Here is a 21,575-nt window from a genome sequence, read left to right on the forward strand (position 1 = left end):
CTCGTCTCGCGCGCATCTGCTACGGGGTAGGACTGCCCTGCGCGAGGGAGAGGATGTGGGCCGCGCGCCTCCTCCCCTCGCGCACATCTGCTACGGAGTAGGACCGTCCCGCGCGGGGGAGAGGTTGCGGGCGGTCCGCCTGCTCGTCTCGCGCACATCTGCTACGGGGTAGGACTGCCCTGCGCGAGGGAGAGGATGTGGGCCGCGCGCCTCCTCCCCTCGCGCACATCTGCTACGGGGTGGGGGCGTCTTCGCGTAGGAGGCCGGCTGACTTTAGGTCTGACCAGACGGCTGGGGGGATCTCGGTGTGGGCGAGGGTTGCGTTGGTGTGGACTTCTTCTGCGGTGCGGCAGCCTACGGCGATGCCGGCGACTGCGGGGTGGGCCAACGGGAACGCGAGTGCCGCGGCCGGCAGCGTGGTGCCGTGCGACTCGCAGACGTCTGCGAGCTTGTTGGCCTTGTCGATCAGCGACTCCGCCGCCGGCTCGTAGTTGAACGTCGTCCCGGCCGCGGGCCGCGGCTGCGACATCAGCCCGGAGTTGAAGATGCCGACAGCAACGACCTGCACGTCGTTCTCCAGGCACGCGGGCAGTACGTCGTCCAGCCCGTCCGGATCGATCAACGTGTACCGGCCGGCCAGCATGATCACGTCGATGTCGACCTCCCGCACGAACCGGGTCAGCATCGCGGACTGGTTCATCCCGGACCCGATCGCGCCGATCACGCCCTGCTCGCGCAGCTCGATCAGCGTCGGGAACGCGGTCGCGACCGCCTCCTCGAAATGATCGTCCGGGTCGTGCACGAACACCACGTCCAGCCGATCGGTCCCGATCCGCCGCAACGAGTCTTCGATGCTCCGCAGTACGCCGTCCCGCGAGAAGTCCCACCGCCGGCGCCGCCGCGTACTGACCGCGAACCCTTCGTCGTCGGGTGCGTCGGCGTCCGCCTCGTAGATGATCCGCCCGACCTTGGACGACAGGACGTACTCCGAGCGCGGCTTCCCGGCCAGCCCCAGAGCCAGCCGTTCCTCGGCCAGCCCGAGCCCGTAGTGCGGCGCGGTGTCGAAGTATCGCCACCCCTCGTCCCAGGCCGCGTTCACGGTCGCGATCGCGTCGGCGTCGGTCACCTCGCCGAGCAGACTGCCCAGCGGCGCGCCGCCGAGCCCGATGCGCTGACCCTCCGGGAAGATCCGCATCAGCGCGCCGCCGGGAGCCGCAGGTTCTGCATGCCACCGTCGACCGCCAGCGCCGTACCCGTGGTGGATCCGGACAGCGGGCTCGCCAGGTACGCGATCGCGTGGGCGACCTCGTCGGCCGACACCAGGCGGCCCATCGGCTGCCGCGCCTCGAGCGCCGCACGCTCCGCGGCCGGGTCCGTCGCGACGTCGAGCAGGCGTCCGACCCACGGCGTGTCCGCCGTACCCGGGTTCACGCAGTTCACCCGGATCCCCTCGCGCACGTGGTCCGCGGCCATCGCCATCGTCAGCGCCAGGACGGCGCCCTTGCTGGCCGAGTACAGCGCCCGATTCGGCAGGCCGGCGGTCGCCGCGATCGAACAGGTGTTGACGATGGCCGCCGAGGAAGACTTCCGCAGGTGCGGCAGCGCGGCCCGGGTCACGCGCGCGATCCCGACCACGTTCACGTCGAGCACGCGGTGCCATTCGTCGTCGTCGTTCGCGGTCACGTTGCCCTGCGCTCCGATGCCGGCGTTGTTCACCACGATGTCGATCCCGCCGAGCTGCAGCGCGGCGGCGGCGACCGCGTCCCGCACCGAGGCGTCGTCGGTGACGTCGGCGGCGATCCCGGTCAGCGGCTCGGCGACCTCCGGCTTCAGGTCGAACACGACCACCTGGGCGCCGCGGGCGGCGAGCAACGAGGCGGCGGCGAGCCCGATACCCTGCGCGCCTCCGGTGACAACTGCGCGGAGGCCGGCGAAATCGGTCACTTGTTCTCCTTGTTCAGGTCGGTCCAGATCTTGCCACCCGGGAACCGGAAGTCGGTCAGCGTCTCCACGTCCATCTCGGCGCCGAACCCGGGCCGTACCGGTGCCACGTAGTGCCCGTCCCGGATCACCACCGGGTCCAGGAAGTGCTCGTGCAGGTGGTCCACGAACTCGATCACCCGATCGTCCAACGATCCGCTGACTGCGACGTAGTCGAACATCGACAGGTGCTGGACCAGCTCACACAGTCCTACCCCACCCGCGTGCGGGCACACCGGTACGCCGAACTTCGCCGCCAGCAACAGGTTCGCGACGTTCTCGTTGACGCCCGCGACCCGGGCCGAGTCGAGCTGCAGTACCGACAGCGCCTCGGCCTGGAGCAGCTGCTTGAACACGATCCGGTTCTGTACGTGCTCACCGGTCGCGACCTTGATCGGCGCGATCGCCCGCGCGATCGTCGCGTGCCCGAGGATGTCGTCCGGGCTGGTCGGTTCCTCCACCCACCAGACGTCGTACGGCTTCAGGGCCTCGATCCAGGTGATCGCGTCGCCGACGTCCCAGCGCTGGTTCGCGTCGACCGCGATCCGGATGTCCGGGCCGACCGCCTCGCGGGCCAGCCGCAGCCGGCGGATGTCGTCGTCCAGGTTCGCGCCGACCTTGAGCTTGATCTGCGTGAACCCCTCGGCGACCGCCTCGTGGCAGAGCCTGACCAGCTTCGCGTCGTCGTACCCGAGCCAGCCGGGAGTCGTCGTGTACGCCGGGTAGCCGCGCTCCCGCAGTACCGCTTCCCGCTCGGCGCGACCGGCCTCGGCCTTGCGCAGGATGTCCAGCGCCTCGTCCCGCGTCAGCGCGTCGGTCAGGTACCGGAAGTCGACCAGGTCGACGATCTGCTCGGGGGTCAGGTCGGACAGCAGCTTCCACAGCGGTACGCCGGCGCGCTTGGCGGCCAGGTCCCACACCGCGTTGACGACCGCACCGATCGCCATGTGCATGACGCCCTTCTCGGGGCCGAGCCAGCGCAGCTGCGAGTCGTGCACGAGCGACTTCCAGAAGCCGCCGAGGTCGCTCAGCGTGGCGTCCAGGTCGAGCCCGACCACGTAGTCGCGGAGCGCCTCGATCGCGGTCGTCTGGACGTCGTTGCCGCGACCGATCGTGAACGCGAAACCGTGCCCCTCGAGCCCGTCGCCGGCGTCGGTCCGCAGGATCACGTACGCCGCGGAGTAGTCCGGGTCGGTGTTCATCGCGTCGGAGCCGTCCAGGTCCAGCGACGTGGGGAAGCGGACGTCGTACGTCTCGAACTCGGTGAATCGTGGCATCGAGGACCCGATCTGCTGCGTGGGCGGACTGTCGGGACGGATCCTATAGGATATGGGGCTCCCGCGATAGGTTGCCCCGGACCGCTATGCAGGCAGAACCCCGGGTTTCACGCCCGTCGAGGGCCTGAAGTGGGGGTTCTGCCTGCGTGGCGGTCCACCCACGTACAGTCGGTCGCGTGAACACGGGCGACGGGGTCCTCCGGCTGGGCGGCCGGTCCTTCGGGGTCGGCGAATTCGCGCTGATGGCGATCGTCAACCGGACGCCGGACTCGTTCTTCGACCGCGGGGCGACCTACGCCACCGACGCGGCGTTCGCGGCGATCGACAAGGCCGTCGCGGAGGGTGCCGACCTGGTCGACATCGGTGGCGTGAAGGCCGGGTACGGCGAACCGGTCAGCGAGACCGAGGAACTCCGCCGGACCGTGGACTTCGTGGCCGCCATCCGCGCCCGCCATCCCGATCTCGTGATCAGCGTGGACACGTACCGCAGCGGTGTCGCCCGGCAGGTCGCGGAGGCCGGCGCCGACCTGATCAACGACACCTGGGCGGGTGCCGATCCCGACCTGGTGAACGCCGCCGCCGAGGCCGGCACCGGGCTGGTCTGCAGCCACGTCGGCGGCCTCTCGCCGCGCACAGATCCGCACCGGATGGCGTACGACGACGTGGTCGCGGACGTGATCCGCACGACCACCGCCCTCGCGGACCGCGCGCTCGCCGCCGGCGTCCGCCCCGACGGGATCCTGATCGACCCGACGCACGACTTCGGCAAGAACACGCTGCAGTCGCTGGAGCTGACCCGCCGCCTCGACGAGCTCGCGGCCACCGGCTGGCCCGTCCTGGTCGCGGTGTCGAACAAGGACTTCATCGGTGAGACCCTCGAACTCCCGCCAGGTCAGCGCGGCAACGGCACCCTTGCGGCGCTCACGATCTCTGCCTGGTTGGGCGCCCGCGTGTTCCGCGTGCACGACGTACCGGCCGCGCGGCAGGCCCTCGACTTCATCGCCGTACTGCGTGGCACCGCGCAGCCCGCCGGAACCCGAAGGAGCCTGGCCTGATGCGCCGTCTGGACGATCTCAGCGACGAGGAACTGATCGCGACCTACGAGGTCGCGGACCGAGCGGTGCGGCACCTGCGCGCCAACTTCGTGAGCAGCCTGGACGGTGCGGTCGAGATCGACGGCCAGTCGAAGGCCCTGTCGAGCGACTCTGACAGCCGGGTGTTCAGCGTGGTCCGGCGGTTGGCGGACGTCGTCCTGGTCGGCGCGGGGACGATCCGCGACGAGGGTTACAACCCGCTCAAGTTGTCGGCGAAGGCACGCGAATGGCGTACGGCAGCCGGGCTCGCGGAGAATCCGACGCTCGCGATCGTGTCGTCTCGGCTCGAGCTGAGTCCGGTGAATCCGGTGTTCAAGTCCGCCGTACGGCCGATCGTCGTCACGCATGCGAGCTCTCCGGAGGACCGCCGGGAGGCGCTGGCGGAGGTTGCCGAGGTGCTCGTGCTGGGGGAGGCCGAGGTCGACCTGCAGGCGGTCGTCGACGAGTTCGCCGCGCGCGGGATGACGCAGATCCTGTCCGAGGGCGGGCCGCATCTGCTCGGCGCGTTGACCGCGGCTGATCTGGTCGACGAGCTGTGTCTCGCGCTGGCCCCGCTGCTGGCGGGACCGGGGTCCAGCCGGATCACCGCCGGGGCTCCGTCGACCCTGACCCGTCGGATGAAGCTCGAATCGGCCCTGTCCGCGGGGGACGACTACCTGTTCTTCCGCTACCTCCGGGAGGCCTGAGTCGTGCCTGTCGTTGCTGCGGCGGTCTGCCCGCATCCGCCGCTCCTCGTGCCCGAAGTCGCGTCCGGCGCCGCACCCGAGCTAGACGATCTCCGCGCCGCCTGCCTAGCGGCAGTCGACGCGCTGGCCACCGCAACCACAATCCTCGTAATCGGCGCCGCCACGCCCCCTCCCGCCACGGGCGCGTCGGCCCTTCCTCACAGCTATGACGCCGCCGCAGGCGGATCGTTCGGTGCCTACGGTGCGCCCGGCGTGCGGTTCGGTTCAGGCCCGCCCGTCCTCCCGTTGTCGCTGGCGATCGGCGGCTGGCTGCTCGAGCAGACGAAGGCCGCGCGGCTCCCGCGCACCTATCGTGCGGTCCCGCCCGACACCGCGCCGAGCGAATGCGTACACCTCGGGCGAGAGATTGCTGACGGCAACGATCGGGTCGGTCTGCTGGTGATGGGCGACGGCTCGGCCCGTCGCAGCGAGCACTCGCCCGTACACCTGCATCCGCGCGCCGAGATCTTCGACACCACCGTCGCGAACGCCTTGCACCACAGGGATCTCGACGTACTCAAGGCCCTCGACCCCGACCTCGCCACCGAGCTCCAGGCTGCCGGCCGCGCGCCATGGCAGGTCCTCGCCGGAGCCCTCGAAGGTACGTCGCTGTCCGGCGACCTGACCTACGAAGCAGCGCCGTACGGCGTCGGCTACTTCGTCGCCAGCTTCGCCTAGACATACTGGCCGGATGACGGAAGAACGTACGGGGTATCGGCGGTCGGCGAAGTCGCCGCGGGGTGAGGCGCGGCGGCGCGAGTTGCTGGACAAGGTCGCGGACGAGCTCGGGGCCAACGGGCTGGTGGACTTCTCGCTCCGGCGGGCGGCGCGGGCGGCCGGTACGACGCACAAGGTGCTGCTGTACCACTTCGACGGACCCGAGGACCTCCTCACGCAGGCGGTCCTGCAACTGCGCGAACGCCGGATCAGCCGGGCGATGGAGGCTGCCGGCGGGGGCCCGGACCGGCCGTTGGCGGACCGCGTACGGTCGATGTGGCCGACTCTGATCGGCGTCGAGTCGTGGGTGCTCGACCAGGCGATCGGGCTCGCGATGTACGACGCCGGGCGGTACGCCGACCTCGCGCGATCGGCCTCGCGCCAGTACCTGCCCGCGTTGCTGTCGCTGTGCCCGAACGCCTGGGAGGAGCAGCGCAAGACGGAGGTCGCGGAGCTGATCCTCGCGACGCTGCGCGGGTTCCTGATCGAGTGGCGGACGAGCGGGGACGCGGCCGGGATCGAGGCCGGGTTCGCGGCCCTGCTACGCGCCCTGGAGCGTGAAGAACGCGCCTAGACGTTTTGCGAACCACGTGGTTCACTTTGAGTATGCGCGAGAAGGTGAGCTTCACGAGTGGCGGCGTCGCGTGCGCGGCCTGGCACTACCCGGGGACCAACGACGGGTGCGTGGTGATGACCGGCGGCTTCGGCGTCACGAAGGAGCCGGGGACGGACCGGTTCGCGGAGCGGTTCGCCGCGGCCGGATTCAGTGTGCTGGCGTTCGACCACCGCAACCTCGGCGAGAGTGGGGGAGAGCCGCGGCAGGTGGCGCGCGTGTCGGATCAGCTGGCCGACTGGCGGGCCGCGATCGCGTACGCCAAGACCATTCCCGACGTCGAACGGGTGGCGATCTGGGCGTTCTCGCTGCCCGGCGGATACATCGTGCAGCTCGCCGCGGAGGACCTCGGCATCGCAGCGGCGATCGCCCAGTCAGCCAACGTCGACGGCCCCACCGTGACCCGCAACGCCTCCCGCTACCAGACGCCCGGCAGCGCACTCCGCCTGATCGGCCGAAGCCTGCTTGACGTGGTCGGGAGCCTCTTCGGGCGTCCGGTCCGCCTGGTGGATCTCGCCGGCCCGCCCGGGACGGTGGCGCTGCTCAACACCCCGGACGCACAACTGAGCAGCGAGACCCTCAACCCGGACAACCGCTACCCCGACTGGCAGCAGGCGATCGCAGCCCGTTCCGTCTTCCCGGCCGCGCTCTACCGCCCGCTCAAGTACGCCGCCAACGCCCGCTGCCCGATCCTGTACGTCGTGTGCGAGGACGACCAGTCCGCCCTAGCGGCCCCGACTCTCAAGGCCGCCGCGAGCACCCCGAACGCCGACGTACTCCAGGTCCCCGGCAACCACTACGCGCCGTTCCGTGACGCCCACGAACAGGTCGTCGAGGCCGAACTCGCCTTCCTCAACCGCCACCTGGTGGCTCTTTCCGGAAAGAATTCGTCGCCTGATGGCGAAAAGTTTCCGGAAACTGCCGGCTAATCCGACTCGACGGGGACGGCCGCCCAGCGGGACGCGGTGTTGGCGAGATCGTCGCGTCCCGCAGCGCGTAGTTGCTCCACCAGCTCGACACGGGCGTGCTGTACGGCGGTCACTGCTTCGTCGGACGTGGTGTGCGGGCCTGACCAGTTGCACACAGCGTCCCCGGCGTACCAGTCACCTGCAGCGGAACGACGTACATGAGCTGTTGCCAGACGTGCAGCAGGCAGTGGTACGTCGGCCAGCTCGACGACTGCGTCGACGGCGACGACTGCGGCGGACAGGTCATGTAGCGGGCGTAGCTCGACCGCCTCCGTGAGGACGAACTCGTAGCCGGCCGGCGCGCGCTCGCCCAACCAGGCAAGAGCTTCCTGGGCGTTGTCGTGCAGGAGCTGGGCATTCGACGGATCCGCCAGCGTGTGCACCCCGCACTGTCGCGTGTGCGTCGGCCGCAGCTCGTTCTGCCACAGCCGCACCTGCAGCTCGCCCCGCCCCGACAACCGCCGCCCTAGGATCCGCGCCAGCCCGACCACATCGAAGTTCAACTCGTCCGGCGTCCGCCTCCGCCCCGGCTCGAACGCTTCCCCGACCCGCGTCCCACGCGTCGTCCACGGACCGACATGCCAACGCGTCAGAGCCGTCATACCCGAAGCCTAAACTCCGTCACTCTCCGCAGTGGACGCCCGCACGGTTTTGGTCCATCGTTGAGCATCACACCGTTGGCTGGGGGGCCACCGGACATGTCACCGTGGGGGGAACCACCGTGCACCAGAGCAAGTCAGACACGCCTGTCGACCCGGACGAGAAGCAGTACGCCTGGCACCGGCATCCGGCGTTCATCACCATCCTGTCCACCGCCTGCACCGTGGCCGGCGGCATCCTCACTGTCCTCCTCGGCCAGGCCGACGTACTCCCGGCCGCCATCAATCCAGCGCCGCCGCCGACCACCGTCCTGTCGACCACCACCGCGACCGCAACCACCACCAGCACAGTCACCGAGACCGTGACGGAGACACCGGTCGCCCAGATCACGGATCCCGGGAGTTCGAGCACACCGCAGACCCTGGCACCCGGAACCCTGGCCATCACCATTCAGATGGGCAGCAGCGGCAAGATCGGACCGGGCGAGTACCGCGCCGCCTCGCAGCCGACTACCAGGGCCCAGGTGCTGGATGAGACGGGTCACTACCCGTCCACCGGCTGCTATCCGACCTGGGTGCTCAAACGCGGATCCGTCGTCATCAAAACGGCGCGGGGTGAATCTTGCGGCGAGAGTTTCTACTTCACACGCGACTTGCTGGAGATCCGCGGCGTCTATCACCTGACGGTGTCCGTCGTGACCGAGGCCGGTGCCAAGGGCACGAAGACCGAGGACTTCAAAGTCAGCTGATCAGGCGGGCTTGACGGGGGCGGGGACGTCGAAGGTTTTGGCGAGGTCGGTGAGGACGGACCAGGCGCCTTGGAGGCCGACGGCGGTCATCCAGGTGAGGTCGGGGACGTCGTGGACCTTCGCGGCCAGCGGCTTCCAGAGCGGGTTGGCCTTGAACTGGGCCTCGGTCTTCTTGCTCAGGCCCTTGTCGTCGGCGTACGTCGCCACGAAGATCGCGTCGGCGTCGGCGTCCTTGATTCGTTCCGGGCTGATCTCGAGCGCGAAGCCGGCGACGTCCTGCGACTTCGGCCGCTTCAGGCCGGCGTCCTTGAGCACGATCCCGGAGTAGCTCGCGTTCTGGTACAGCCGGGTCGGTCCGTCGACGAACCGGACCACCGAGATCGTCGGATCACCGGCCTTCGCGTTGATCGCGGCGCCGACGGTCTTCGCGGCCTGCTCGTACGCCGAGATCTCCTTCTCGGCCAGGTCCTCCGCGCCGACCGCCTTCGCCTCCAGCCGGATGTTGTCCTTCCAGGTCGCCCCGGTGGTCTCGGACATGATCGTCGGCGCGATCGCGGACAGCTGGTCGTACAGCTTCTCGTGCCGGACCTTCGCGGTGATGATCAGGTCCGGGTTGAGTTCGGCGATCTTCTCCAGGTTCGGCTCGGCGAGCGTGCCGACCGACTGGGCGTCGGCGCCGTACGTCGTCCGGTCGTCGCCGAGGTAGTCCGGCAGCTTCCCGTTGATCGTGCGGTAGTCGGTGTACCCGACGACCGGCGTGTCCAGGATCAGGGTCGCGTCCACGTAGCTGGTGTCGAGTGCGACCACCCGCTTCGGCTTGGTCTTGATCTCGGTCTTGCCCATCGCGTGCTCGACGGTCCGCGGGAATCCGGCGCTCGCGGCCGCGCCTGAGGCTGGGTCGTCAGAGTCCGACGACCCGCAGGCCGAGAGAGCGAGAGCCGCGACAGCGAGCAGAGCGGTGACGCGGGGCAGGCGCACAGGGGTCTCCAAGCAACGGGACAACAACGGGATAAGGTGACTCACGACCACAGCGAAGTAAGGCAAACCTAACCATATGTGCTCCGCCACTCCCACTGCGAGTCGACCGGTACGCCGTGCCGCCGCACTCCTCGCCCTGGTAGTCGTCCTGGTGCTCGCATTCGCGGCCAGCCTCGCGCTCGGTTCGCGCTGGCTCGGACCGGGAGCGTTGTGGCACGCGCTGACCGCGAACACCGGTTCGGACCCGGATGTGATCGTGCGCAGCTTGCGGTTTCCGCGGACGGTTGTCGCGGTGCTGATCGGGCTCTGTCTCGGGATCGCCGGCACGTTGATGCAGGGGCACACCCGGAACGCGTTGGCCGAGCCAGGCATCTTCGGTGTGAGTTCCGGCGCGGCGTTCGCGGTCGTCCTCGGGCTCCAGCTGGGCCTCGTCGAGTCCGTCTCGTCGACGGTCTGGTTCGCCTTGCTGGGCGCGTTGATCGCGACGTTCGCCGTACAGCGACTGGCATCGCGGGGCACCGGGTCGACTCCGGTCGGCCTGGCGCTGACGGGTGCGGCGGTCGCGGCGCTGCTCGGAGCGCTGACGTCCTCGATCGTGCTCCTCGACGCGGACACCTTGGACAGTTACCGGTTCTGGGCGGTCGGGTCGGTGGCCGGCCGCGGAATGGATGTCGCCGGCCAGGTCCTGCCGTTCGCGGTGGTCGGCTTGCTGCTCGCCGCGGTCAATGCGCGTGATCTCGACGTGCTTGCCCTGGGCGACGATGTGGCCGCGGGGCTCGGGCTGTCGATCCGCCGGGCCCGGCTGCTCGGTCTGGGCGCGATCGGCCTGCTCACCGCGGCCGGTGTCGCGGCGTGCGGCCCGATCGGGTTCCTGGGCTTGCTGTCCGGGCACGTCGCGCGACGGATCTTCGGCGCCCGCAACACGTGGCTGATCCCGGCCGCGGGCGTCATCGGCGCGACCGCCTTGGTACTTGCGGATCTCGTCGGCCGGCTCGTCGGCGGCGCAGGCGAAGTACAGGCCGGGGTCGTCCTCGGCATCGTCGGGGCTCCGATGTTCGTGCTCGTCGTACGCCGCCGGGCGGTGGCGCTGTGAGATCGCGGACGGTGGTCCTCAGCGTCCTGTTCGCGGCCCTCGCGATCGTCGTCGCATTGGTCTCCTTGAGCGTCGGTACGGCGAAACTCCCGCTCGCGGACGTGGTCGAAGTACTCCTCGGCGGGGGCCGTCGCGGCACCCGGCTCGTCGTACTGGAACTGCGCATGCCGCGAGTCGCGACCGGGCTGCTCGTCGGATTCGCCTTCGCCGTGTCCGGCGCGCTCCTGCAGACGCTGTCCCGCAACCCGCTCGCCAGCCCGGACATCGTCGGCGTGAACTCCGGTGCGTCCGCGGGCGCCGTCGCGGTGATCGTGCTGGCCGGCACCGGTGGCGGCAACATCTCGGGCTTCGCGGCCAAGGTCGGGATCCCGTTGGCCGCAGTACTCGGCGGGCTGGTGGCGACGCTGATCGTCGGTGCGTTGTCGATCCAACGCGGTGTGGTGGACGCGGGCAAGGTGGTGCTGATCGGTGTCGGGATCGCGGCCGCCGCGAACTCGCTGGTCGCCTGGCTGCTGGTGATCGGCGACGTCAACGACGCCGGCCGGGCGGCCGCTTGGCTGGCGGGCTCGTTGAACTCACGGGCCTGGAGTGACGCGATTCCGGTGCTGATCGCGGTTGTGCTGCTGTTGCCGGTAGCAATGATGTTCAACCGGGACCTGTCCGCGCTGGTGCTCGGTGACGACGTGGCGTCGTCGCTCGGCGTCAGGGTGGCACGGATCCGGTTGGTGCTGCTGGTGATCGCGACAGTGCTGGCCGCGATGGCGACTGCGGGTGCCGGTCCGATCGCATTCGTCGCGTTGGTGGCGCCACAGGTCGCGCTGCGCCTGACGCGGATGGAGCGACCGCCGTTGCTGACCGCTGCGATGCTCGGCGCGCTGTTCGTCGTACTGGCTGACCTCCTGGCGCGGAACGGCCTGCAGTGGGCACAGGTCGGTCCGTACGAGTTACCCGTCGGCGTGGTCACTGCTGCGTGCGGAGCGCCGTACCTGCTTCACCTCATCGGCCGTCAGCAGAAGGGACGCTGAACCGTGCACGTCGAGAACCTGACCCTCGCGTACGACGCTGATGCGCCGGTGGTCGACGGACTGACGCTGGAGGTGCCGTCTGGTCAGCTGACCGCAGTTGTCGGGCCGAACGGGTCCGGCAAGTCCACACTGCTGCGTGGGATGAGCAGACTGCTCGCTCCGAAGAGTGGGCGGGTGCTGCTGGACGGCAAGGACATTCACCAGCTGCCGGCGCGTGAGCTGGCCCGCAAGCTCGGTGTCCTGCCGCAGGGGCCAGTGACGCCGGAGGGGATCACGGCCGCCGAGCTGGTGTCGCGGGGACGGCATCCGCATCGTGGTCTGTTCGGGCGGCTGACAAGTGCGGACGACACCGCGATCAACGAGGCACTGCAGGCAGTAGAGCTGACAGAGCTCCGCGACAGGCCAGTCGACCAGCTGTCCGGTGGCCAGCGGCAGCGGGTGTGGATTGCGATGGTGCTGGCACAGGGGACGCAGCACCTGCTGCTCGACGAGCCAACGACGTACCTGGACCTCGCGCACGCGGTAGACGTGATGAACGTGGTCCACGCGGCCGCAACCTCCGGCCGGACGGTCGTGGCGGTGCTGCATGACCTGACGTTGGCAGCGCAGTACGCCGACCACCTGGTGGTCATGGGCGACGGGCAGATCGCTGCACAGGGCCGTCCGGTCGACGTACTGACAGCGGCGTTGCTGGACGAGGTGTTCGGGCTGAAGGCCACGGTGGTGGAAGTCGGCGGCGCACCGGTCGTCGTACCGGATCGTAGGCTGGCTGGATGAGCTACACCGTGAGCCGCCTGGCGGACATCCTGGCTGACTCGGTCAGCTGGTTGTCGGTCCGTACGGCGGACGCGGTGCCCGGACCGGACTGGGTCTCGTGTGCGGAACTAATCGCGGAACAGCGGGCCGGCGGTGACCCGACGTACTCGTGGCGCGCAGCCGCAGCAGCCGACTATGCGCGGGACTACTCGATCGAGCCGCCGGTGCAGGTCGCGGCCATGTTCACGCTGATGTGGTACGTCCAGGTGCCGTCGCTGGTCGCAGGTGTGACCAGTGCAGTCACCGGGATGTCTCCGGACGTGTCGCCGGCGTCGTTGGCGTTCAAGCGGCACCCAGTCGCGCACTACCCGGCTCAGGTGGCGTTGCTGTCGGATGAGGTCGTGCCGCTGGCTACGGCGGCGGTACAGCTCAGGGACCATACCGAGGCGTTTCTGGACGGCTACAAGCCCGGCGTAAAGCTGGGGTCGCTGCAGCGGTTCGGTGCGGTGGACGACGAGGTGCGGGCGGCGATCCGGCTGCCGGAGGATGCGCCGTACGCCGAGAGCGCGGCGACGGCGTTCGGGGTGTCGCTGGAGGAGAAGCTGCGCACGTCCTGCTGCTACTTCTACGTGCTGCCGAACGTGGCTGCCTGCACCACCTGTCCGCGGTTCCGCTGACCCGATTTCGCTCAGAGCTGAATCAGCGCCGGCTGCGTCCGGATCCGGCCGGAAACTGTCGGTGGCCTCGGGAAGCATGGTCGGCATGAGTCGACACACACCCCAGACGTCACCGGCAGGTAATTTCTGGTCGGTTGTCCAGCCCCTGGCCCGGAGCTAGGTTCGCTGACGTGACCTCGTCCGGTGGTTCTCCGGCGACGACTCCGATCGGCTCCCGGGCCGAGGCGGAGGGCTACGTCGCGATGGTCTGTTTCAAGCACGGTCCACCTCGGTTGTTCGGCGTCGAGCTCGAGTGGACAGTGCATCATGCGGATGATCCGCACCGGCCCCTCGACGCCGGCCTACTGAGCAAAGCCCTGGGCGTGCACGCCCCTGCGACCCTGGTGAGAGGCAGTCCGCAGCTGCCGCTCAGCCGGGGCGCTCTGGTCACCGTGGAGCCGGGTGGCCAGGTAGAGATCTCCGGCCCCGCGTCGGACTCGATCCCGCAGCTGATCGACGACACCGCCGCCGACGCCGCCGAGCTGACGGCTCTCCTTCTGGACGCGGACCTGGTCCTGGGCGCCTACGGCCTGGACGCCTTCCGCAGCCCGCGCCGTATCCTCACCGTCCCGCGGTACGCCGCCATGGAACACGCATTCCAGCGCCTCGGACCGCACGGGCCGCGGATGATGTGCAGCACGGCCGGCCTGCAGATCTGCATCGACGCCGGCGAAGCGGACCAGTCTGCTCTGCGGTGGCGCGCACTGCACGACCTCGGTCCCGCTCTGGTCGGCCTGTTCGCCAACTCCCGCCGCCGCGCCGGCACCGACACAGGTTGGGCCTCGGCTCGCACGCAGGCGACCTTCGGCACCTGTGCCCCCTTCACCGAGCCGCCGCCGCTCGACGCCGACATGGCTGATCCGGCCGCTGCCTGGGCCCGGACGGCGATGGAGGCGCCGGTGCTGTGCATACGGCGGGGCGACACCTGGGATGCACCCGTCGGGCTGACGTTCGGGGCGTGGGCGGACGGACAGCTGCCCGGCGACAGACCGACGTACGACGATCTCGACTACCACCTGTCCACGCTGTTCCCGCCGGTCCGGCCGCGCGGGTATCTCGAGGTGCGCTACCTCGACGCGCAGCCGGGGGACGGGTGGATCGCCCCGACCCTGCTGCTCACCGCACTGATGTCCGCTCCGATCGACCAGGTGCTGGCCGCGGCCGAGCCTGCTGTCGGCCGCTGGTTCCCGGCGGCCCGCGAGGGGCTGAACGACGCCTTGGTACTGCGTGCCGCGCGCGATGTGGTCGCTCTGGGTACCGAGGTGATGGACCGGACCGGTGCGGATCCAGAACTCATCGCTGCCGTCGCAACCCGGCTGCAGCGCGTCGTCGACAACACCCACGGAAGGCGAGCCTCATGACTGTGCACATTGCCGGGCCTCCGGCGCCGGCGGGTTCATGGGGCTGTGACTCCCGGCCTTCCCTCGTCGTTCCGGTCGCTTCGCTCCCTCCACTCCTCAGTCCAGGCCGGGAGGCCCCATGAACCACCAACTGTCCGATCTGTCGCCCGAGGGCCTGCGTGCCTTCGTCGGTGAGCAGCTCGAGCGGTCCAGGGCGCGGACGGTCCAGCTGACCGATGCGGTCGACACCGACGACCTGGTCAGGCAGCACTCGAAACTGATGTCGCCACTGGTCTGGGATTACGCGCACATCGGCAACCAGGAGGAGCTCTGGCTGGTCCGCGACGTCGGCGGCCGCGAGCCGGTGCGTCAGGACATCGACGAGCTGTACGACGCGTTCCAGCACCCGCGCGCGGAGCGGCCGGCGCTGCCGTTGCTGGGGCCGGTGGAGACACGTGCCTATGTCACGGAGGTGCGGGACAAGGTTCTCGACGTACTCGATCATGTGAGGTTCGATGCCGGACGGGAGCTGGTCGACAACGCCTTCGCGTTCGGGATGATCACGCAGCACGAGCAGCAGCACGACGAGACGATGCTGGCGACGCACCAGCTCCGTGCCGGTGCGCCGGTGCTTGACGCACCTCATCCGCCTCCCGGACGCCTACTGGCTCGCAAGGAGGTGTTCGTTCCGGGCGGTGTGTTCGAGATGGGTACGTCGATCGAGCCGTGGGCGCTGGACAACGAGCGGCCGGCGCACGCAGTACACGTCGCGCCGTACGTGATCGACACGGTCCCGGTGACGAACGAGGACTACCTGGGCTTCGTGCTCGGCGGTGGATATCAGGATCCGCGATGGTGGACCGAGGCCGGGTGGGCGCACGTGCAGAAGGCTTCGCTCGTCGCGCCACGGTTCTGGGAGACCGTGGACGGCGAGTGGTGGCGGCTGCGGTTCGGGCATCGGGAGCGGTTGCCGATGGACGAGCCGGTGATGCACGTCTGCTTCTACGAGGCGGAGGCGTACGCGAAGTGGGCCGGCAAGCGGCTGCCGACCGAGGAGGAGTGGGAGTTCGCGGCACGGTTCGACCCGTCGAGCGGCCGGACGCGGCGGTTCCCATGGGGTGACGAGTCGCCGGGGCCGCAGCACGCGAACCTCGGCCAGCGGCACCTCCGGCCGGCACCGGTCGGGGCGTATCCGGCGGGCGCCTCGCCGCTCGGTGTGGAGCAGCTGATCGGGGACGTGTGGGAGTGGACGTCGAGCGATTTCCGCCCGTACCCGGGGTTCCGCGCCTGGCCGTACGACGAGTACTCGCTGGTGTTCTTCGGGCCCGACTACAAGGTGCTCCGCGGCGGCTCGTTCGGCACCGACGAGGTCGTTGCCCGCGGCACCTTCCGGAACTGGGACTACCCGATCCGCCGGCAGATCTTCGCCGGCTTCCGCTGCGCCCGCGACGCCCGCCCCGAAGAATCCCACGCCGAAGAACTACAGGCCGGGGAGCTGCACACCTGATGTGCCGTCATCTCGCCTACCTGGGCCCGGCGGTCACGCTGGCGTCCCTCGTCCAGGAGCCCTCCCACTCGCTGTTCGAGCAGAGCTGGTCGCCGCGCGAGATGCGCGGCGGCGGCTCGGTCAACGCCGACGGCTTCGGCCTCGGCTGGTACGTCGACGGCCAGTCGGTCCGGTACCGGCGCAACGTGCCGATCTGGACCGACGACAACCTGCCGGAGCTGGCCGGCTCGATCCGATCCGGTGCCGTGATCGCCGCCGTCCGCAACGGGACCGACGGCATGCCCCACACCGAGTCCTCGGTGGCGCCGTTCAAGGTCGGGAACTGGATGTTCAGCCACAACGGAAGGATCCCGGGCTGGCCGGAGTCGATGGTGAAGCTGGCTGAGCAGCTGCCGGTCGCCGACCTGCTGCGGCTGGACGCACCGGTCGACTCCGCGCTGCTGTTCGCGCTCGTCTCGAACCGCCTGCGCGACGGGATCACGCCCGCCGACGCGGTCGCGTCCGTCGTCCGAGAGGTGGAATCGGTCGCGCCCGGGTCGCGGTTGAACCTGCTGCTGACCGACGGAGAGCAGATCTTCGCGACCTCCTGGACCCATTCGCTCCGGGTCCGGCAGACCGCCGACTCGGTGACCGTCAGCTCGGAGCCGTTCGGATCCGACGACTGGGACGAAGTACCCGATCGTTCGCTGCTAGTGGCCACCGCCACGACACTGCGGATCACCCCGATGGAAGGACGAGAGTGACCCTCATCGACGTACATCTGACGCCGGACTATGCAGCTCGGGCATTGCGGGAGGATGTTCGGGCGGGGTTGGGGGCGACGCCCAAGTGGTTGCCGCCGAAGTGGTTCTACGACGCGCGGGGGAGCGAGCTGTTCGAGGAGATCACGCGGCTGCCGGAGTACTACCCGACCCGGGCCGAGCGGGAGATCCTGCAAGCGCGGGCCGGTGAGATCGCGGCGATCACCAAAGCGCACACGCTGGTCGAGCTCGGGTCCGGGTCGTCGGAGAAGACCCGCCTGTTGCTCGACGGGCTCCACGCGCACGGCACGCTCACGTCGTTCGTGCCGCTCGACGTGTCGGAGTCCGCGCTACGGGATGCGTCCGACGCCATCAACGCCGACTACCCGACTCTCGACGTACACGGTGTGGTCGGCGACTTCACCGCGCACCTCGACAAGCTCCCGGGCGATCCGCCGCGGGTCGTCGCGTTCCTCGGCGGCACGATCGGCAACCTGATCCCGGCCGAGCGCGAGGCGTTCTACCGTTCCGTTCGCGAGGTGCTCGAGCCCGGCGAGTGGTTGCTGCTCGGCACGGATCTCGTGAAGGATCCCGCCACGCTGGTCGCGGCGTACGACGACTCCGCCGGCGTCACCGCCGAGTTCAACAAGAACGTGCTCCGGGTGATCAACCGGCAGCTCGGCGCGGACTTCGACGTGGACGCGTTCGAGCACGTCGCGCTCTGGGACGCGGACAACGAGTGGATCGAGATGCATCTGCGCGCCACCCGCGCGATGCGGGTGCTGATCCCGGAGATCCACCTGGAGGTCACGTTCGCCGAGGGCGAGGAGATCAGCACCGAGATCTCCGCCAAGTTCCACCGCTCCGGCGTCGAAGCCGAACTCGACAAAGCAGGCTTCACCCCCGCCGCCTGGTGGACCGACACCAAAACCCGCTTCGCCCTCTCCCTCTGGCAATCCATCTAGCCAGAGCCCCCACCGCACCTCCCGAACCTTCCCCGCCTCCCCCATTTCCCTGGCAGACCCACGAACTTGCCTGGCAGCCCAGGAATTTGCCTGGCAGACCCAGCAAATAAGGGGTTCTCCACCATGAATCCGGGTGGGGAACCCCTTATTTGCGTGGGTCAGCCAGCGAAATCGGCGGGTCAGCCAGCTCGCGTGACGGATGTATAGCGGTTGGGGGCGGCATCCGAGGACTGGAGACAGGCCGCGGAGGCCTGGAACCGGACATTTCCTGTCTCCGCCCACCAGCACCTGTCCCCAGTCCCCACCGCAACACACCGCACGCACCGCACCCGATATCCACCGCCCGGTCCACCCCGCGGCCGGCCCGACCGGGCCGCCGAGAGTCCCCGCGCCGCGTCACCGCACCCGGTATCCACCGCTGGGTCCGTCCCGCGGCCGGCCCGACCGGGCGCGCCGAGAGTCCCCGCGCCGCATCACCGCACCCGGCATCCACCGCCCGGTCCGTCCCGCGGCCGGCCCGACCGGGCGCGCCGAGAGTCCCCGCGCCGCGCCACCGCACCCGGTATCCACCGCCGGGTCCGTCCCGCGCGGCTGGGCCGACCGGGCGCGCCGAGAGGCGCCCGCATACGAGGGGATATCCGGCGGTGTTGTGGCTTCTCTGTTGGTACTAGAGGGGAGAACCCACAACGCCAGGGGATATCCGGTCTTGTGACGCATGTGTGGGTCAATGCCTGCCGGTATCGCCCCGGGTTCATCGCGGGTCCGCCGCTTGACAGGTGCTGCCGCGTCGAGTCGTGGGCTTTGGCGGTCACCTGCAGCGTCGATTCACGACTCGCGGTGTCGAGGGGCAACCAAACGCCACGACTCGACGTGAGGCCGCACGGGCGGCCCGCGTGAGCCGGCGCGGCGGGGAAAGAAATCGTCGATCCGTGCAACTTTGTTTCCCCGCTGTTGAGGATTGGCGCGGAGCGAGCGGGAGTTCTCCCCCACCGACCTCCGTCATTCACGGGTGAGCCGCCGTGGCGGGCAGCGGCCCGCACAACCTGTCCCGGGTCCCTGGTGGGGCGACGACCACCCACACAGCGGACAGAAGACCCGGATATCCGGTCTCATGCCGGGTGTCGGCGGTGTTTGAAGGCTGGTCGGATGTGTGGGCCGGCTGGCGGGTTATGTGTGCGATGGCCGGAAGTAGCAGGCCGGCGGGTGACATAACCCGCCAGTCGTGACCTGCCGGCAGGCTGGCATCGGGCAGGCATCGGGCTGGCCTGGGGCTGCCCATGTCGCCAGCCCAGCCGGGGGAGCCGGCCGGATGATCTGGTTGGTGGGACGGCTGGTCGGGGTGGTGTGATGGGCACGCTTGACAGGTAGTGCACCGGTGAGACGGTGTACGCGCGGGCGCGTTCACGCTCAGGTGCACTACCCGGCCGGCTGACACCTCCTGTCGAGCTTGCCCATCTCACCGGCCCCGCGCCGTCCCGGAATCCGGTGACCACCCACACGTCGGTCACAGGGCTGGTCAGCCAGGCAATTGGGGTCAGCTGCCTTGCTTGATCAGTCCGTTGATCTTGTCGACGTAGGCCGGGAGGTCGGTGATCGGCTTCTTGCCGCTCAGGATGGGCTGGTAGTTGGCGGTCGTGAGGTCGCCGACCTGCGAGGCCCACTGGGTGGTGAAGCGGACACCGACCGTCTTCTCCGCGGACAGGTCAGCCTTGACCGTGTCGACGACGGTCGGCTGCTGCGCCTTGGTGAGCGCGTCGAAGTAGCTCGTCTGTGCAGGCGTGTACGCCGGCGGCGCGACGGGAGATGCCGGCAGTACGGCGTCCCACACCTTGGTGTTGATGTACTCGAGCACCTTGTACGTCGCGTCCTGGTCCTTCGTGTACTGCGGCGTACAGATCCCGACCGAGTCGTACAGCGTGGTCGGCGTCTGCACCTGCGGGAACGGCGCGAACCCGTACTTGACCTTCGGCTTGTCCGTCTGGAACCCGGCCGCGAGCCACTGCCCGCCGAACGTCATCGGCACCTTGCCGGCCGCGAAGAGCGACTGGACGTTCGCCGCGTCGTACCCGGGTGGCGCGACCGACCCGTTCTTGATCGCGGCGGTCAGCTTCTCGACGCCTTCCTTGTACTTGTCGTCTGCCTCGGCCTTCGTCGGGTGGTTCACGTTGTCGGTGAACGGCGCGCCACCGGCCGAGACGGCGTACATGCTCATCGTGAACGGCCCGTCCGGACCGGTCAGCTGGTCGGCGACCAGGCCGTACTTCGCCCCGTTCTTGTTCGCCAGCTTCGCTGCCGCGGAGTACATGTCGTCCCACGTCCAGCCGGCCTTCGGCAGCGGCAGACCGGCCGCGGTGAACGCGTCGGCGTTGTACCAGACGCCGTACGTGTTCATCAGCGACGGCAGACCGCCCATCTGACCGTCGGCGGTCTTCCAGTTCTCGATCGCGGACGGCACGAACTTGTCGGCCTTGAAGTCGCCGTCACCGTTCTTGAGCTTGTCGGCCCAGTCGACCAGCAGGCCCTGCGACGTGTACTGCTGCTCGGTGTCGTTACCGCACCAGAACAGGTCCGGTAGCTGCTTCGCCTGGGTCAGTGATGCGAGCTTGTCGCCGTACTGACCGCTCGGGGTGTCCAGCAGTTCGACCTTGACGTTGTCGTCCTTGAAGTCCGCCAGTGCCTTCTTGATCGCGGCGTTCGTCTCGGCCGACTCCCAGGTCATCACCTTCACGGTGACCGGTCCGTTGCTCGACCCGCCGTCCGACCCGCCGCCGCTGCAGGCCGTTGCCGTCAGCAACCCCGCGCATGCCAACGCGGCTACACCCAATGTCGGTTTCACTACAATCCTCATTTCTGGTTCGTGCTGCCGAGAGCGCCGAGGCCCTGGATGAAGTAGCGCTGCGCGGCGAAGAAGATGATCAGCGGCGGCAGCATGTAGAGCAGGTTGGTGGCCATGTAGTAGCTCCAGTCCGGCGTCTTCCCGGCGAACGGGGAGATGAACGACGCCATACCGACCGACAACGGCCACTTGCCGGACGAGTACAGGTAGACCAGTGGATTCAGGTAGTCGTTCCAGGACGCCTGGAACGCGAGGATCGCCATCGTCAGCCAGGCCGGCCGGGTCAACGGCAGCATTACGCTGACGAAGATCCGCAGATGCCCGGCGCCGTCGATCTTCGCCGCTTCATCGATGGAATAGGGGATCGCGAGAAAGTACTGCCGGGCCAGGAAGATGAACAACGGGTTCCCGCCGAGGAACGCCGGGACGATCAGCGGCAGCCACGTGTCGTACCAGCCGATGCTCTTGTACATCTGGAAAAGCGGGATCAGTCCGACCACGCCCGGCAGCAGCATGCTGCCGACGAACAGGTAGAACCACGTCTTGCGGCCCGGGAACCGCAACCGGGCCAGCGCGTAGCCGGCCATCATCGCGGTCATCACCCCGCCGATGACGCTCAGCCCGGTGATGACGAACGAGTTCAGCAGCAGCTTCGGGAAGTGGATCGCCTTCGGCCCGTTGACGAAGTTGCTCCACGTCCACTCGTGCGGCAGCAACTTCGGCGGGATGTCGAACACCGCGGTCCGGCTCTTCAGCCCGATCGTCATCATCCACAGCAGCGGTACGACCATCACCGCGCAGATGAAGAGCGCAACGACGTACCAGGCCGTCGTACCGACCAGACGTGGTTTCTTCTTAGCGGGACGCACGGCCTCAGTAGCAGGCGTCACGGGCGGA

21 protein-coding genes are annotated in these 21,575 nt (G+C 69.0%); 14 read left to right on the forward strand and 7 right to left on the reverse strand.

The features are described from left to right. Positions 1-232: 232 nt before the first annotated feature. The 3 genes from ACWF0M_RS29590 to ACWF0M_RS29600 are packed head-to-tail and all read right to left on the reverse strand — an operon-like array spanning position 233 to position 3,257. Positions 233-1,195: an aldo/keto reductase gene (locus tag ACWF0M_RS29590; RefSeq protein ID WP_452238997.1), complete on the reverse strand. Its 963-nt coding sequence runs from the start codon at positions 1,193-1,195 to the stop codon at positions 233-235. Beyond that, positions 1,195-1,944, reverse strand: coding sequence for an SDR family NAD(P)-dependent oxidoreductase (locus ACWF0M_RS29595; protein ID WP_452238998.1), 750 nt, complete (start codon positions 1,942-1,944; stop codon positions 1,195-1,197). The genes ACWF0M_RS29590 and ACWF0M_RS29595 overlap by 1 nt, the downstream gene beginning before the upstream one ends. Beyond that, positions 1,941-3,257: an L-fuconate dehydratase gene (locus tag ACWF0M_RS29600; RefSeq protein WP_452238999.1), complete on the reverse strand. Its 1,317-nt coding sequence runs from the start codon at positions 3,255-3,257 to the stop codon at positions 1,941-1,943. Before ACWF0M_RS29600 ends, ACWF0M_RS29595 begins: the two co-directional genes overlap by 4 nt. A gap of 242 nt (positions 3,258-3,499) precedes the next feature. Here ACWF0M_RS29600 and folP point away from each other — a divergent pair, with 242 nt between their 5' ends. The 5 genes from folP to ACWF0M_RS29625 are packed head-to-tail and all read left to right on the forward strand — an operon-like array spanning position 3,500 to position 7,335. Beyond that, entirely contained in the window at positions 3,500-4,312 is an 813-nt protein-coding gene (folP, locus tag ACWF0M_RS29605; protein ID WP_452239070.1) for a dihydropteroate synthase, read from the forward strand. Next, positions 4,312-5,037, forward strand: a complete 726-nt coding sequence (locus ACWF0M_RS29610) for a pyrimidine reductase family protein (RefSeq protein WP_452239000.1) — start codon at positions 4,312-4,314, stop codon at positions 5,035-5,037. The genes folP and ACWF0M_RS29610 overlap by 1 nt, the downstream gene beginning before the upstream one ends. A 3-nt stretch (positions 5,038-5,040) precedes the next feature. Beyond that, positions 5,041-5,754: a class III extradiol dioxygenase subunit B-like domain-containing protein gene (locus ACWF0M_RS29615; RefSeq protein WP_452239001.1), complete on the forward strand. Its 714-nt coding sequence runs from the start codon at positions 5,041-5,043 to the stop codon at positions 5,752-5,754. Between the two features lie 13 nt (positions 5,755-5,767). Beyond that, complete coding sequence (locus tag ACWF0M_RS29620; RefSeq protein ID WP_452239002.1) at positions 5,768-6,367, forward strand: hypothetical protein; 600 nt, start codon at positions 5,768-5,770, stop codon at positions 6,365-6,367. A 32-nt stretch (positions 6,368-6,399) separates the two neighbouring features. Then, positions 6,400-7,335 (forward strand): alpha/beta hydrolase, encoded by a 936-nt coding sequence (locus ACWF0M_RS29625; RefSeq protein WP_452239003.1) that lies wholly within the window; start codon positions 6,400-6,402, stop codon positions 7,333-7,335. Here the strand turns inward: ACWF0M_RS29625 and ACWF0M_RS29630 are convergent. After that, the gene (locus tag ACWF0M_RS29630) at positions 7,332-7,976 is read right to left on the reverse strand and encodes a hypothetical protein (RefSeq protein ID WP_452239004.1); all 645 of its coding nucleotides are present in this window, start codon (positions 7,974-7,976) and stop codon (positions 7,332-7,334) included. The two genes, ACWF0M_RS29625 and ACWF0M_RS29630, sit on opposite strands and share 4 nt — an antisense overlap. 119 nt (positions 7,977-8,095) lie before the next feature. Here ACWF0M_RS29630 and ACWF0M_RS29635 point away from each other — a divergent pair, with 119 nt between their 5' ends. Next, positions 8,096-8,722: a hypothetical protein gene (locus tag ACWF0M_RS29635; RefSeq protein ID WP_452239005.1), complete on the forward strand. Its 627-nt coding sequence runs from the start codon at positions 8,096-8,098 to the stop codon at positions 8,720-8,722. Here the strand turns inward: ACWF0M_RS29635 and ACWF0M_RS29640 are convergent, their stop codons facing one another. After that, complete coding sequence (locus ACWF0M_RS29640) at positions 8,723-9,700, reverse strand: ABC transporter substrate-binding protein (RefSeq protein WP_452239006.1); 978 nt, start codon at positions 9,698-9,700, stop codon at positions 8,723-8,725. Positions 9,701-9,776: 76 nt separating this feature from the next. Here ACWF0M_RS29640 and ACWF0M_RS29645 point away from each other — a divergent pair, with 76 nt between their 5' ends. The 8 genes from ACWF0M_RS29645 to egtD all read left to right on the forward strand — a co-directional run bounded on the left by ACWF0M_RS29645 (position 9,777) and on the right by egtD (position 17,842). Then, positions 9,777-10,793 (forward strand): FecCD family ABC transporter permease, encoded by a 1,017-nt coding sequence (locus ACWF0M_RS29645; protein WP_452239007.1) that lies wholly within the window; start codon positions 9,777-9,779, stop codon positions 10,791-10,793. Next, positions 10,790-11,818, forward strand: a complete 1,029-nt coding sequence (locus ACWF0M_RS29650; protein WP_452239008.1) for a FecCD family ABC transporter permease — start codon at positions 10,790-10,792, stop codon at positions 11,816-11,818. Before ACWF0M_RS29645 ends, ACWF0M_RS29650 begins: the two co-directional genes overlap by 4 nt. A gap of 3 nt (positions 11,819-11,821) precedes the next feature. Continuing rightward, the gene (locus ACWF0M_RS29655; RefSeq protein WP_452239009.1) at positions 11,822-12,595 is read left to right on the forward strand and encodes an ABC transporter ATP-binding protein; all 774 of its coding nucleotides are present in this window, start codon (positions 11,822-11,824) and stop codon (positions 12,593-12,595) included. Continuing rightward, positions 12,592-13,251 (forward strand): (2Fe-2S)-binding protein, encoded by a 660-nt coding sequence (locus tag ACWF0M_RS29660; RefSeq protein ID WP_452239010.1) that lies wholly within the window; start codon positions 12,592-12,594, stop codon positions 13,249-13,251. The genes ACWF0M_RS29655 and ACWF0M_RS29660 overlap by 4 nt, the downstream gene beginning before the upstream one ends. A gap of 170 nt (positions 13,252-13,421) precedes the next feature. Continuing rightward, positions 13,422-14,651, forward strand: coding sequence for a glutamate-cysteine ligase family protein (locus ACWF0M_RS29665; protein ID WP_452239011.1), 1,230 nt, complete (start codon positions 13,422-13,424; stop codon positions 14,649-14,651). 118 nt (positions 14,652-14,769) lie between these two features. Further along, positions 14,770-16,137, forward strand: a complete 1,368-nt coding sequence (gene egtB, locus ACWF0M_RS29670) for an ergothioneine biosynthesis protein EgtB (RefSeq protein ID WP_452239012.1) — start codon at positions 14,770-14,772, stop codon at positions 16,135-16,137. Further along, positions 16,137-16,880: an ergothioneine biosynthesis protein EgtC gene (gene egtC, locus ACWF0M_RS29675; protein WP_452239013.1), complete on the forward strand. Its 744-nt coding sequence runs from the start codon at positions 16,137-16,139 to the stop codon at positions 16,878-16,880. The genes egtB and egtC overlap by 1 nt, the downstream gene beginning before the upstream one ends. Next, the gene (gene egtD, locus ACWF0M_RS29680) at positions 16,877-17,842 is read left to right on the forward strand and encodes an L-histidine N(alpha)-methyltransferase (RefSeq protein ID WP_452239014.1); all 966 of its coding nucleotides are present in this window, start codon (positions 16,877-16,879) and stop codon (positions 17,840-17,842) included. Before egtC ends, egtD begins: the two co-directional genes overlap by 4 nt. A gap of 1,534 nt (positions 17,843-19,376) precedes the next feature. Here the strand turns inward: egtD and ACWF0M_RS29685 are convergent. Both ACWF0M_RS29685 and ACWF0M_RS29690 read right to left on the reverse strand, forming a co-directional pair. Then, complete coding sequence (locus ACWF0M_RS29685) at positions 19,377-20,678, reverse strand: ABC transporter substrate-binding protein (protein WP_452239015.1); 1,302 nt, start codon at positions 20,676-20,678, stop codon at positions 19,377-19,379. An 8-nt stretch (positions 20,679-20,686) separates the two neighbouring features. Further along, positions 20,687-21,568: a carbohydrate ABC transporter permease gene (locus ACWF0M_RS29690; protein ID WP_452239016.1), complete on the reverse strand. Its 882-nt coding sequence runs from the start codon at positions 21,566-21,568 to the stop codon at positions 20,687-20,689. Positions 21,569-21,575 lie beyond the last annotated feature (7 nt).

This window comes from Kribbella sp. NPDC055110 (assembly GCF_053607525.1).

Bases quoted from the DNA above. Each gene is read 5' to 3' on its own strand.
- ACWF0M_RS29590 (WP_452238997.1), bottom strand. From the start codon at position 1,195: ATGCGGATCTTCCCGGAGGGTCAGCGCATCGGGCTCGGCGGCGCGCCG.
- ACWF0M_RS29600 (WP_452238999.1), bottom strand. From the start codon at position 3,257: ATGCCACGATTCACCGAGTTCGAGACGTACGACGTCCGCTTCCCCACG.
- folP (WP_452239070.1), top strand. From the start codon at position 3,500: ATGGCGATCGTCAACCGGACGCCGGACTCGTTCTTCGACCGCGGGGCG.
- ACWF0M_RS29610 (WP_452239000.1), top strand. From the start codon at position 4,312: ATGCGCCGTCTGGACGATCTCAGCGACGAGGAACTGATCGCGACCTAC.
- ACWF0M_RS29620 (WP_452239002.1), top strand. From the start codon at position 5,768: ATGACGGAAGAACGTACGGGGTATCGGCGGTCGGCGAAGTCGCCGCGG.
- ACWF0M_RS29625 (WP_452239003.1), top strand. From the start codon at position 6,400: ATGCGCGAGAAGGTGAGCTTCACGAGTGGCGGCGTCGCGTGCGCGGCC.
- ACWF0M_RS29630 (WP_452239004.1), bottom strand. From the start codon at position 7,976: ATGACGGCTCTGACGCGTTGGCATGTCGGTCCGTGGACGACGCGTGGG.
- ACWF0M_RS29645 (WP_452239007.1), top strand. From the start codon at position 9,777: ATGTGCTCCGCCACTCCCACTGCGAGTCGACCGGTACGCCGTGCCGCC.
- ACWF0M_RS29660 (WP_452239010.1), top strand. From the start codon at position 12,592: ATGAGCTACACCGTGAGCCGCCTGGCGGACATCCTGGCTGACTCGGTC.
- egtB (WP_452239012.1), top strand. From the start codon at position 14,770: ATGAACCACCAACTGTCCGATCTGTCGCCCGAGGGCCTGCGTGCCTTC.
- egtC (WP_452239013.1), top strand. From the start codon at position 16,137: ATGTGCCGTCATCTCGCCTACCTGGGCCCGGCGGTCACGCTGGCGTCC.